Source organism: Rhizobium sp. 21-4511-3d (genome assembly GCF_053522545.1).
Window position 1 is genome coordinate 39389 of record NZ_JBNWCF010000004.1, and the last position, 12369, is coordinate 51757.

A 12369-nucleotide genomic window follows, 5' to 3' on the forward strand; every position below is an offset into this window, starting at 1 on the left:
AATCAGGCCCTCTCTGCTGCGTTCATGTCGATGCCGAGTTCGGCGGCAAGGGCTGTCTGCATTTCCAACCGCTCGTCCGAACTCTTGAACCGCACGTAATGCAGGCGCGGGAAGCGCTTCTTCAGGAAGTTCATGCCCTGATAGGGTGACGTGTTGGCGAGGATCACCAGCGGCTTCCCGGCTTCGGCGCTGGCCGCCGCTTCCCGGAGCGCATTGAGGTCGTGACCATCGACCGAACGGCATGTCACGCCGAAGGAGCTCACTCGCGCGGCAAGATCGCCGAGATCGAGCACGGAGGACATCGCACCGTCGCATTGCTGCCGGTTCACGTCGACGATCACCCGGATATTGTCGATCTGGTGATAAGACATGGCCGCGAGGCACTCCCAGGTCTGTCCCTCCTGGAATTCCCCATCCGACATGTAGACCCAGACCTTACCGGGTTCGCCCTTTCTCGATCGCGCCCAGGCGACACCCGAGGCCATGGAAAGCCCCTGTGCCAGCGAGCCGGTCGTTACTTCCATCCCGGGGCTATGCTCGGCGCCGATCATCTCGACTGACCCGCCGTCCTTGTTGAAGTGGTCGAGTGCATGCTCGTCCATGCGTCCGGTCTCGATCAGGGCCGAGTAGATGACCAGCGCATAATGTGCCGGCGAAATGAAAAGCCGATCGAACTCGGGCGCGAACGGGCCGTGGTAGCCAGCACCGGTGAATGCGTCGGGATTATGTGCCGATGGTACGCCTGCGAATGGCAGTGGCACCTTGGGAAGCGTAGGCGCGCCGAGCGTCAGAAATTCGTTATAGAGCAGCGCAAGGCTTTCTGCGGCAGAGCAGGCCTGGCTCAGATAGCCGCCATTGTTTGCCATCGTATGGAAGAAGACCCGGCGCCGGATTCCGAGGGCGATGTCTTCCGTGGATTTGTGGTTGGATAGGGTCATCGTCTCAGTTCCGTTCGGGGAAAAGTGCTTTCAGACCTTCCGGCGACGGCGTTGCGATGCCGCGCTCGGTTATCAGGCCGGTGATCAGACGAGCAGGCGTAACGTCGAAGGCCGGGTTGGCGGCGGGGCTTCCTTCGGGCGAAATGCGCACGCTTGAGATAGAGCCATCTGCCGCCTTTCCCTGAACAAAGTTGACTTCGTCGGCAGAGCGCTCCTCGATCGGGATTTCCTTGATGCCGTCATGCACCGTCCAATCGATCGTCGGCGACGGCAGGGCGACATAGAAGGGTACGCCATTATCGCGTGCAGCGAGCGCCTTCAGGTAAGTTCCGACCTTGTTGCAGACATCCCCATTCGCCGTCGTGCGGTCGGTGCCGACGATGACCATGTCGATATCGCCGTGCTGCATCAGATGGCCGCCGGCATTGTCGACGATCAGCGTATGCGGCACGCCATGGCCATTCATTTCCCAGGCCGTGAGATAGGCGCCCTGGTTCCGCGGCCGGGTTTCGTCGACATAGACGTGAACCGGAATGCCTTCCTCAACGGCCATATAGATCGGCGCGGTCGCTGTACCGTAGTCAACGGTCGCAAGCCAGCCAGCATTACAGTGGGTGAGGACGCGCACCGGTTCGCCGGGCTTCTTGCCTGCTGCGATCTTCCGAATGATATCCAGGCCATTGGCGCCGATCGCCCGATTGAGCTGAACATCCTCTTCCGCAATTTCGGCAGCGCGCTTGTAGGCGGCCTCGGCCCGTTCGCTTTCCGGCAAGGGCCGCAGGTGATCGCGCATCGCATTCAGCGCCCAGCGCAGATTGATGGCGGTCGGGCGCGTTTCGTTGAGCTCTTCCCAGACAGCATCGAGATGCTTGTCCGAGGGGTCAACCGCCATGGCGATCGCAACGCCGTAGGCGGCCGTCACGCCGATCAACGGCGCGCCGCGAACCCACATGTCGCGTATGGCGACCGCGACCTCGGCGACGGTCTTCAGCGTAACGACACGAAACTCGTGCGGCAGCCAGCGCTGGTCGATGATATCGACGGCGCGGCCGTCGTCGTTGAGCCATATAGTGTGGTAATGGCGTTCTCCGACTTTCACGCGATAGTCTCCTTTTCTAGCCGCTCCACAGTCTCGCGAATGTCGCGGAGACTGTGGATACGTTGCCGGTTGACGGCGATGTGGCGCCCGAACGTCAGCGCCTTGCTTTCGCAATGCGCGCGGCGGTCGGGGTCGGCGATGGTTTCAAAATCGGCGTTGTGGGCAAGGCCGAGGATGCGGCGGTGGATTTCGATGCCGGCAAAGCCCAGCATCTCACCCCATATTTCGCTGATGACGAGGTTCAACGCCTGCTCGGCAGCGAGCGCATCGTTGCGGCTCTCGAAGAGGCTCGCCTGATAGAGGATACCCTTGCGCTCGGTGCGCCACAGGCTCGAAAACTCGGCGCGGAATGTTTCCCAGAGCGTGTCGATCGTATCGAGCAGGTAAGCGCGCATACCGTCACGCGCGCCCGGCGCGGTCTCATGACCGGACTGTGAAAAATAGCTCATCCAGAAATTGGCGATCAGCATGCCGACATCGAAGCTGATCGGTCCGTAGAAAGCGAATTCCGGATCGATGACGCGTGTTTCGTCATCGGTCACCATGACGGAACCGGTATGCAGGTCGCCGTGGCAGAGCGTTTCCGCCTTGGCCGAGAAGATGTGCTTCAGGCGTTGCGCCTCCACCTTCAGGTCGCGGTCGGCGCGAAGCTCGGCAACAAGGGGATCGAGCTGTGGCGTCGTGTGACGATTGAGCGCCGCCTCGAAGTAAGGGTCCGAGAACACGAGGTTCTCCGTGATGTCGCAAAGCTCGACATTGTCACTGAACAGCGCGACGTCAGCCTTCTTGTCGCGCGTCGGCATATGGAGATCCGAGCCGCGGAAAAGCGTGCGGGCGACGAACAGCCCGAGATCGCGGCCGATCTTCGGCAGCTCGCGCCCATCGATCAGCGCGCGGCGCAGGATGACGTGCGGCGTCAGGAACTCCATGACGATGATGGCCTGCGCCTCGTCGAAGAGAAGGACCTCCGGCACCATGCCGGGATCACGCGCGCCCTGGCGTTTCAGCGCATGATATTCGAAGAACGAGCGTTTGAGCGGCAGCGGCCAGCTCTCGCCGACCAGGCGCACATAGGGCAACGCCTGCTTGACGATCACTGTGCCTTTCTCGCCGGTGACGATGAACACCAGATTGAGGTTGCCGTCACCGACCTCATGGACCTGCCAACGGCCGCAATCGTCCCCGATTCTTTGCGTGATCGCAGCGTTGCCGCCGAGCCGTACCGGCAATGACTCTATACTCAACGCCTCAAAGACGTGGCTATCCATATGTTCTCCTCCTGAACATGGGGCCGCCTCCTCTGCCTGCCACCATGCCCTCTTTGCCCACAGCTAAGGCATCATTCTGTCAAATGTCAACCGCCTTGACATTTGACGAGATGCTGTCCTAACTTGGGATCAATGGGAGGAGAAAATGAGCGAACAGGCATTGTTTCGCATTGAGGGCGTGCGCAAATCCTTCGGTCCGGTACCGGTCCTGCAGGGTGTGGACTTCGACCTCAAGGCAGGCGCAGTGACGGTATTGATGGGCGCCAACGGCGCCGGCAAATCTACGCTCGTCCGCATCCTTTCCGGGGTCTACATGCGAGACGCGGGCACGATCACGCTGGCTGCGAGCGCTTTCGATCCGGCGACACCGGCTGAAGCGATCCGCGCTGGCGTCGTCACCGTTCACCAGAACATCAATGACGGCGTCGTTGCCGATCTCGACGTGGCGACCAACCTCACGCTCGACCGGCTGAACGGACGCGGGGCGCGGCTGTTCTTCAATCCGCGCAGGGTGCGGCGCGAGGCTGCCGTGGTCGCGTCCCGCATGGGGCTCGCGATCGATCTGGGCGCCAATATCAACGACCTGACGCTTGCCGACCGGCAGATGGTGGCAATCGCGCGCGCCATGGCGCACGAACCAAAAGTGCTGATCCTTGACGAGCCGACGTCGTCACTCTCCAGCGCCGAGGCGAACCGGCTGTTTGATCTCGTCGACCGCCTTAAGGCGCGCGGCGTCGCTATTCTCTACATCTCGCATCGCATGTCGGATATCCGCCGCCTAGCAGACAGCATCGTGGCGCTGCGCGATGGCCGCATCACCGGCCGCTTCGAAGGGCCGGAGCTTGATTACGAAAGCGCGGTCAACGCCATGCTTGGCCGCAAGGTTTCCGCCGGCGCCGTCGCCGTGCGCGATGCCGGCGCGCCGGTGTTCAGCGCTCGCGGCCTCAAGCTTTCCGACCAGACGCGGCCGTTCGACTTTGATCTCGGCGATGGCGAAATCGTTGCGGTCACCGGCCTTGTCGGCGTCGGCAAGACGGCGCTCGCCGAAACGTTGTTTGGCGAGCGTGCGCCGTCAGCCGGTGAAATGACGCTGGACGGGGTGCGCTATGCGCCGAAGACAACGGGACAGGCGATCGCCCGGGGCGTCTTCCTCGTCGCCAAGGACCGCGCGATGAGCGGCATCGTGCCGGATTTCAACATCTACGAAAATATCAGCCTGCCCTTCCTGCGCCGTCTCTCATTCCTCGGCATCGCCAGCCGGCGGGCGGAAAGGGCGAAGGCACGCCAGCAGATTTCGTCGCTCGGTGTCGTCTGCCGCAGTGAACGTGACGAGATGCACACCCTGTCGGGCGGAAACCAGCAGAAGGTAATGGTCGGGCGCTGGCTCTCCGAGGCCTCCCGCCTGCTCATTCTCGACGAACCCTTCCAGGGCGTCGATATCGCAGCTCGCCGCGATATCGGCGAAAAACTCAGGGCGTCGGCGGCCGGACGGGCCACCATTCTTTTTCTGACAGAGCTCGACGAAGCCTTTGAAGTCGCCGACCGCATTTTCGTGATGTCGGAACAAACCATCGTCGGCGAGCATCGCAATGCCGACATCGATGTCGATCGGCTGCTCTCCGAGTTCGCCGGGCAATTCTATCAACAGGTCAGCGCATGATGATGAGTGAAGAGAGCAAATCCACCGGCGCCGTTGCTCCGCCAGCCCTGAACATCCGTGAGGCCGCAATCAAATACGGCTTCCTCGTGCTGCTCGCCGGCATGGTGCTCTATTTCTCGCTGGTCACCGGCGGTTTCGCCTCACCGCAAAGCGCGGTCTTCATTCTGCAATCCGTGTCGATCACCGGCATCCTGGCGCTCGGCGTTACCGCAACGCTCGTCGTCGGCGGCTTCGACCTCTCGATCGGCTCGGTCGCCACCACAGCAATGATGGCGTCGTCCTACGTGATGGTCGTCATGGGTGGCGATGCGGTGACCGCGACACTCGCGTGCCTTGCCGTCGGCGTTCTCGTCGGCCTGATCAACGGTATCATCATCGTCTACATGCGCGTTCCCGATCTTCTCGCGACGCTCGGCATGATGTTCCTGCTGCTCGGCCTCCAGCGCATCCCGACCGAAGGACGCTCGATCGCGACAGGCATGACGCTGCCGGACGGTTCGACGGCGACCGGCGCCTTCAGCCCCGGCTTCCTGGCGCTCGGCCGCCACCGTTTCGATCTGATCCTGCCTAATCTCGTGCCGGTTTCCGTGGTGGTGCTGATCGTACTCGCGATCGTGATCTGGTTCTTTCTTCAATACACGCGCTTCGGCCGCATGATGTATGCGGTCGGCTCCAACGAGCGCGCCGCAAGCCTGGCCGGCGCGCCGGTCAATGCCTACAAGATCTGGGCCTACATCATCTCCGGCGTCTTCGCTTCCATCGGCGGCATCCTGCTTGCGGCCCGCCTCGGCCGCGGCGACATCGCCTCGGGCAACAATCTGCTCCTGGATGCCGTCGCCGCAGCCCTGATCGGCTTTGCCGTGCTTGGCGCGGCCAAACCGAATGCCTTCGGCACTGCCGTCGGCGCGCTCTTCGTCGGCATCCTGCTGCAGGGCCTGACGATGATGAACGCTCCCTATTACACCCAGGACTTCGTCAAGGGCGCCGTCCTCGTCGTCGCCCTGATTTTCACCTTTGCGCTCTCGAAAAGAGGCAAACGCTGAGGCGGGAGGCCTCAGCGGACAACCAAAGTTCACCAGTGGAGGAGACTGACATGAATTTTACACGCAGAACCCTGGGCAAGCTGACGCTCGGGCTGATGGCCGCGGCCTCGTTTGCCGCGCCGTCCTTTGCAGCTGACATGCCTAAGCCGTTCGACAAGCCGGGCGACGTGAAGATCGCGCTCGTGCGCTATCTTTCGACCGGCGACTTTTTCCAGTCCTATCTCGCGGGCGTCGAAGCGCAGGCCAAGGCACTCGGCGTCCAGCTCCAGGTCTTCGACAGCCGCCAGGATGCCGCCCTCCAGGCCGATATGGTCGACCAGGCGATCGCCCTTGGCGTACAGGGCATCATCATTCAGCACGGCCTGACGGAATCCATGAAGGAAGCCGCCCAGCGTGCCGTCGACGCCGGCATCAAGGTCGTCGCCTTCGACGTCAACGTCGAGAACCCGAAGATCCCGCAGGTCGAACAGTCCGACCGTGACCTCGCCCGCCTCGCGCTTGAGCAGGCGATCAAGGATAACGGCGAGAGCTTCAAGGCGGGTTACGTCTATGTCGCCGGCATCGCGCCGCTCGACCGCCGCGACGAGACCTGGAAGGAATTCAAGGGCAAGTATTCGGGCATCAACGAAGCTGCCCAGTTCGGCACGATGGACAACCCGATTGCAAACTCGGTCGCCAATCAGGCACGCTCGGTGATTTCGGCCAATCCTGACATCACCGTGATGTTCGCCCCCTACGACGAATTCGCCAAGGGCGTGAAGATCGCCGTCGACGAAGCCGGCCTGTCTTCCAACGTGAAGATCTATTCGGCTGACATCTCAACCTCCGACATCGCCGCTATGCGCGAGCCGGGCTCCGCCTGGGCCGCAACAGCCGCGACCAACCCGGCCGTGGTCGGCCAAGTCTCGGTGCGCTCGCTCGCCATGCTGCTGGCCGGCGAAGATCCGGGCAAGCAGGTCATCGTCCCGCCGACGCTGATCACCCAGAAGGATCTCAACGACCAGGACATCAAGAACATGGAAGAGCTCGGCACGAAACTGCCGCAGTTCGCCCATGCCGATGTCGCCATGCCGGCCTGGATGCCGAAGCCCTGACTTTCTGAAGGGTAGAATGGAAAGGGGCGGCTCGCTGAGCCGCCCTTTTTTCTTGCCCCGCAGAGAAAGCGGGGCCGCGGGTGATATGAAAGATCAGCGCATCGCCGCAGCGATATTACCGCCGTCGACAGTGGTCACGTCGGCGGTCGTGCGCTCGGCGAGTGCCTGATGGACAAAAGCACGGGCGACGTCTTCTGCCGTCACTTCGAGGCCGAGCAGGTTGCCACCCATGTAGTCCTTGACGGAGACGCCGCGGGCCGCGGCCCGGTTGGCGATCATCTCGTCGTTGAGCAGGCCGGAACGGATACGGTCGGCATTGACGGCGTTGACGCGGATGTTGTCGGCGCCGTGCTCCAGTGCATATTGCCGGGAGAGGAACAGCGTCGCAGCCTTCGGCAGCCCGTACGCGCCGAACTTGGCACCGGGGTTGACGGCCTGTTTGGAGGCATTGAACAACAGCACGCCGCCTGTTCCCTGCTCCTTCATGATCCGCACTGCATTCTGCGCCACCGTCTGGTGGGCGAAGAAGTTCAATTCGAAGCTCTTGCGCAGGACGGCGTCGTCCATCGTGGCAATCGGGCTCTCCCACGCAGCACCGGCGTTGGAGACGACGATATCGACGCCGCCGAAGGTGGCGACGGCCTTGTCGAAGGCTGCCCGCACGGAGCTGGAATCGGTGATATCGCAGGCTATGCCGATCGAATTATTGCCCGCGGCTCTGGCGACCGCCGCCGCCTTTTCGCCATCGAGATCAAGCGCCACGACATGGGCGCCCTCCGCTGCGAAAGCCTTGACGACAGCCGCACCGATAGCACCCGCCCCACCGGTGACGATGGCGACCTGCCCCGTGAACGGCTTAGGCTTGGCGCCGGCAAGCTTGGCCTGCTCGAGCGACCAGTATTCGAGATCGAAGAGATCCGGGCGGCTTACCGGCTCGAAGCGTCCCACGGATTCGGCATCGCGCGCAGCCTCGATCCACATCTCGCCGACATCGACGGCAATCGTCGCATCCTTGAAGGTCCGCCCATGACCGAACATGCCGAGACCCGGCACCAGCGTCAGACGCGGCATAGGGTCGAGCATGATGCGCTTGACGTCGTCGCGCGCATCGTTGCTGCGGAAGTATTCCGTATAGTCGGCAGCAAAAGCGGCGACGTGGCTGTCGATGACATCGCGATAGCTTGCGAGGTCGTCCCTGGCAGGCGCCGGCAGTACCATCGGGCCGGTCTTGATGCGGATCGAAAGATCGGGGGTCGAGACACCGCGCGCCGCCATATCGGATAGTTCAGCGGCGTTGACGAAAGCGAGAATGGCCGGCAATGTGCGGAAGACGCTCACCATACGGTCATAACGCCCCTCGCCCCGGTCGACAGCGACAGCGCCGCGCAGCATGGGGGCGATGTCGTCAGGGCTTGCGAGAGAAGACGGCAGGGCGGCCGGCGTGAAGACATTGCGGCCATTGTCCTTCACGTAATCCTCGGCGACCGTGACGTAATGGATCATCCGGTCATAGGCTTCCTTCGCGGTCTCGCCGAAGGTGAAGATGCCGTGCTTGTCGAGGATCAGGCCTTCGACCGTCGGGTCCCGCTCGAACACTTCGACGGCCGCCTTGGCGAGCGCGAAACCGGGCATGATATAGGGCACGAAGCCCATCTTCTTGCCGAAGAGCTCAGCGCTCATCTCCCGGCTCCTTGCCTGGTCGGCTATGGCGAGGATGGCAGTCGAATGGGTGTGGTCGACGAACTTGTGCGGCAGGAAGGCATGAAGCAGCGCTTCCACCGACGGGTTGGGCGCTCCGGGATCGATGAGATTGGCACGCAGCAGCGTCACCATGTCCTCGTCGCCGAGACTGGCGAGCTTGCGGCTCTTCAGCAGCGCGCCGATCTTGACGGCCGGCAGGCCAGCCGGCTCGATCGTACCCATGTCCCAGCCGCTGCCCTTGACGCAGAGCACGGCATGGGTGTCGCCGACGAGATCGGTCATTTCCGTTTTCACGGAGGTGTTTCCACCGCCATGCAGAACCAGCCGCGGCTCACCGCCGAGCAGACGTGTCGTATAGGTGCGCAGCGCCAGATCGCGGTTCACGCCCTTGGCGGCATAGTCTGAAACGACCTTTTCGGCGTCATCGTCGCGCCAGAGATTTTCCATTATGTCATCCTCCCGATAAACCGGCCCAGCCGGCATCGGCGGACCCGAACCTGTGGGCGTCAAGGCGTGCCCGAACCACCCTTGCCAAGCCCCTCGCGGCTCCAATGCTCCAGCACGCGACGCGCCATCGATGTCGTGACGATGAGGTGCGAGGCGAAGCCGCCCTTCAGGGCCGCGACCAGCGATTCAAACTTGTTGTCTTCCTGAACGACGAGCATGCGCTTCTTGATCGAGCGGATGGATGTCAGATCGGCGGACATGCAGCGCCGGTTATGGGAGCAATCCATCCAGCGGCCGTCCCGATCGATGAGCTGCCCGGCAATGACCCCGGCCGCCCCCTTTGCGCCCATCTCATCCATCTCCCCAGCCGAAAGCGCGCCGCATTTGACGAGATGGCTGTCCTTCTCGATGCCACCCACCGAATAGAGCGCCAGATCGCAATCGGAAATCGTCGCGAGCTGCTCACGAATGACCGGCTCAGCGCGAAGCTCCTCAGCAAGCCGTTCCGAGGAAAGCACGAGCGGTGCATAGAGATTAATCCCTTCGGCATTGAGCCTGCGGGCGATTTCCGTCGTGCACTGGTCGGGCCGATAGGAATAGGGCGCACCGAGATTGCCGCAGAGTTGAACGACGGTCACGCCGCGCAGATCGGCAAAGGGCATGACGTCCGCGATATGATAGACGGTGCGGCCCCAGGCAACGCCGATGCGGTCACCCTTGTTGATCAGTTCGAGAAATACGGATGCCGCGACGACCGGCATCTCGGCCTCCGCATTCATGGCCTGCCGATCCTCCGGCACGATCCAGACCGTATTCAGGCCGACCGCATCTTCCAGTTCCCGCGCAAGCACGTCGTCTGTAAAGAGTTCGGAGGAGGTGGTGATTGTGACAATCCCCATCTCGCGCGCCCGCCTAAGGTACGTAGCGATCGATGCGCGGGAGATTTCCAGGCGCTGGGCAACCTCGTCCTGACGCAGGCCATGCGTATAGTAGAGCCAAGCGGCCTTATGGATTATTGGATCGGTAGATCGAACTGGCATTTTTCATCTCAGGAAACGATATCTGACATTAGTCATCAGCGCTGACAAAAGTCAACGCTGGAGTGAAACCCTTGCAAAGTTGATGCAAGAGCGCCCTCTATCATCGCATTTTTATGACGGAAATTCAGGCAGCAGCGATCGGCGCCGCGAAGGCCGATCGGTCGGCCAACCATCAAGCCAGCAGAATCAAATCAATATTCATCGCATAGGACGCCGCTGCATCCGCCATCAGCAGACCGCCGGCGTCGGCGAGCAGTGGCAGAAGATCGACCGGCAGGTCATCGGCCTGCTTTCCGAGCGGCCAGATCCAGGGACATGTGCCGGCGTCAACGAGGGCGCCTGCGGAGTGATAGCGGTGTTCGCGGTGGCCGGTCGTGCCGCTGAGGAAGATCCAGGGGCGGTGGAGGCGCGCTTTTGCGGCGGCGAGCGCGAAGCTCAGCGCGAGGCGGTTGTTGCATGGGCCTTTCTGGATGCGCCCGTTGACGATCGCCACGGCTCCGTCGATGGTGCCTGCGCCTTCGGCAAGTTCGAGCAGTTTCGATGCCGAAAATGATGCATCGTCAGCTATGGCCGAATGCGTTACCAGCACGGTCTGGAAATACTGGAAGGCGGCGCTGCGGACGGCGTCGAGGCAGGCGAGCTGCGCCATTCTGGGGTGGAAGTGGACGTTGCCCGATCCCGCAAGGCTCAATGCGTTGATGCCGGTGGCGAAGAGGTCCTTCGCCAGCGATCGCATTTCGATGATCAGGCGGGCCGAGTTTTGAGCGGTCGTCATGGCACTCCCCTTCCCGCATATTGATCATTCGGACGGCTGGATCAGGATCGCCCTGAAGTCGTTGACGTTGGTGCCGGTTGGTCCGGGGACGAAGAGATCGCCGAGCGCATTGAAGGCGGACCAGCTGTCGTTATTGGCCAGGAGATCGGCAGCATCCATCCGGCGGCTGAGAAGACGGTCGACGGTGGTTCCATCGGCGAAGGCACCCGCATTGTCTTCCGAGCCGTCGATGCCGTCGGTATCGGCGGCCAGCGCCGAGATGCCGTTCAATCCGGCAATGCAGCGGGCGAAGGAGAGCAGGAATTCCCCATTGCGCCCGCCCCTCCCCGCCCCCTTGATCGTCACTGTCGTCTCGCCGCCCGAGAGCAGCACGACGGGTTTCGAAAACGGCCGGTCGCGGCGGGCGATTGCGGCGGCAATGGCCGCATGCATGCGGCCGATTTCGGAGGCCTCTCCCTCGATTGCATCGGAAAGGATCACCGCTTCGATACCGGCGTTGCGGGCAGCTTTTGCTGCCGCTTCCAGGGAAACGCAGGCGGACGCCACCAGATGCACTTCGTTTCCTGCAAAGCAGGCGCTGTCCGGCTCTGGCGCCGGGTCCCTGCCCTCGCGGATATGGCGTATCACCGCTTCGCGGAGATCGAGGCGGTAGCGATCGATCAGCCGCAAGGCATCGGCGGCTGTGCTTCTATCCGGGATGGTCGGTCCCGAGGCGACGAGGGCGAGGTTGTCGCCGGGAATGTCGGAAACGACGAGAGAGACGACGCGGGCCGGATGGGCGAGTGCCGCCAGCCTGCCGCCCTTGATGCGCGAGACCTGCTTGCGGACGGCGTTCATCGCATCGATCGGTGCGCCTGAGGCCAGCAGTGCCTTATTGACGGCGATTTCGTCGGCGAGCGTCAGGTCTCCGGCAGGTGCCGGAAGCAGTGCGGAGCCGCCGCCGCAGATGAGGGCGACGACGAGATCGTCCCCGGTCAGGCCGCTGACCGCCGCCATCAGCCTGGCGGAAGCGGCAAGGCCGTTTTCGTCCGGTACTGGATGGGCGGCTTCGAGGATTTCGACGCGTTCACAGTCCACGGCGTAGCCGTAGCGGGTGACGACGACGCCGGAGAGCGGGCCATCCCACAGCCGTTCGAAGGCGCGGGCCATCTGTGCTGCGCCCTTGCCGGCGCCGATCACCACCGTGCGGCCTTTCGGCTTGTCAGGCAGGCAACCGGCCAGCGCCTTGTCCGGATCGGCTGCGGCGACGGCGGCCTGGAAGAGGCCTTCCAGAAAAGCGCGGGGATCGGCGATCGGCGGCATGT

The 12369-nt window shown here is 62.8% G+C and carries 10 protein-coding genes; 3 read left to right on the forward strand and 7 right to left on the reverse strand.

Going from position 1 to position 12369, the window contains the following annotated elements; all coding sequences use genetic code 11:
• Window positions 1–2: 2 nt before the first annotated feature.
• The 3 genes from ACQZ5H_RS10990 to mtnK are packed head-to-tail and all read right to left on the reverse strand — an operon-like array spanning window position 3 to window position 3305.
• Window positions 3–938 carry a transketolase gene (locus ACQZ5H_RS10990; RefSeq protein WP_449097693.1) on the reverse strand — a complete coding sequence of 312 codons (936 nt, stop codon included), beginning with the start codon at window positions 936–938 and terminating at the stop codon, window positions 3–5.
• 4 nt (window positions 939–942) lie between these two features.
• Window positions 943–2037 carry an S-methyl-5-thioribose-1-phosphate isomerase gene (gene mtnA, locus ACQZ5H_RS10995; RefSeq protein WP_449097694.1) on the reverse strand — a complete coding sequence of 365 codons (1095 nt, stop codon included), beginning with the start codon at window positions 2035–2037 and terminating at the stop codon, window positions 943–945.
• Window positions 2034–3305, reverse strand: a complete 1272-nt coding sequence (gene mtnK, locus ACQZ5H_RS11000) for an S-methyl-5-thioribose kinase (RefSeq protein ID WP_449097695.1) — start codon at window positions 3303–3305, stop codon at window positions 2034–2036. The genes mtnA and mtnK overlap by 4 nt, the downstream gene beginning before the upstream one ends.
• Window positions 3306–3450: 145 nt before the next feature.
• Between mtnK and ACQZ5H_RS11005 the strand changes: the two genes are divergently transcribed.
• Genes ACQZ5H_RS11005 through ACQZ5H_RS11015 form a run of 3 tightly spaced genes read left to right on the forward strand, consistent with a single transcriptional unit; the run spans window position 3451 to window position 7102 of the window.
• Entirely contained in the window at window positions 3451–4965 is a 1515-nt protein-coding gene (locus ACQZ5H_RS11005; RefSeq protein WP_449097696.1) for a sugar ABC transporter ATP-binding protein, read from the forward strand.
• Entirely contained in the window at window positions 4965–6008 is a 1044-nt protein-coding gene (locus ACQZ5H_RS11010; RefSeq protein ID WP_162708725.1) for an ABC transporter permease, read from the forward strand. The genes ACQZ5H_RS11005 and ACQZ5H_RS11010 overlap by 1 nt, the downstream gene beginning before the upstream one ends.
• 50 nt (window positions 6009–6058) lie before the next feature.
• The gene (locus tag ACQZ5H_RS11015; RefSeq protein ID WP_112717802.1) at window positions 6059–7102 is read left to right on the forward strand and encodes a substrate-binding domain-containing protein; all 1044 of its coding nucleotides are present in this window, start codon (window positions 6059–6061) and stop codon (window positions 7100–7102) included.
• Between the two features lie 93 nt (window positions 7103–7195).
• Here the strand turns inward: ACQZ5H_RS11015 and ACQZ5H_RS11020 are convergent, their stop codons facing one another.
• The 4 genes from ACQZ5H_RS11020 to ACQZ5H_RS11035 all read right to left on the reverse strand — a co-directional run bounded on the left by ACQZ5H_RS11020 (window position 7196) and on the right by ACQZ5H_RS11035 (window position 12367).
• The gene (locus ACQZ5H_RS11020; protein WP_449097697.1) at window positions 7196–9250 is read right to left on the reverse strand and encodes a bifunctional aldolase/short-chain dehydrogenase; all 2055 of its coding nucleotides are present in this window, start codon (window positions 9248–9250) and stop codon (window positions 7196–7198) included.
• Between the two features lie 59 nt (window positions 9251–9309).
• Window positions 9310–10290, reverse strand: coding sequence for a sugar-binding transcriptional regulator (locus tag ACQZ5H_RS11025; protein WP_130281113.1), 981 nt, complete (start codon window positions 10288–10290; stop codon window positions 9310–9312).
• Between the two features lie 172 nt (window positions 10291–10462).
• Window positions 10463–11065, reverse strand: coding sequence for a hypothetical protein (locus ACQZ5H_RS11030; protein ID WP_112717796.1), 603 nt, complete (start codon window positions 11063–11065; stop codon window positions 10463–10465).
• Between the two features lie 24 nt (window positions 11066–11089).
• Window positions 11090–12367 carry a glycerate kinase type-2 family protein gene (locus ACQZ5H_RS11035; protein WP_449097698.1) on the reverse strand — a complete coding sequence of 426 codons (1278 nt, stop codon included), beginning with the start codon at window positions 12365–12367 and terminating at the stop codon, window positions 11090–11092.
• Between the last annotated feature and the right edge of the window lie 2 nt (window positions 12368–12369).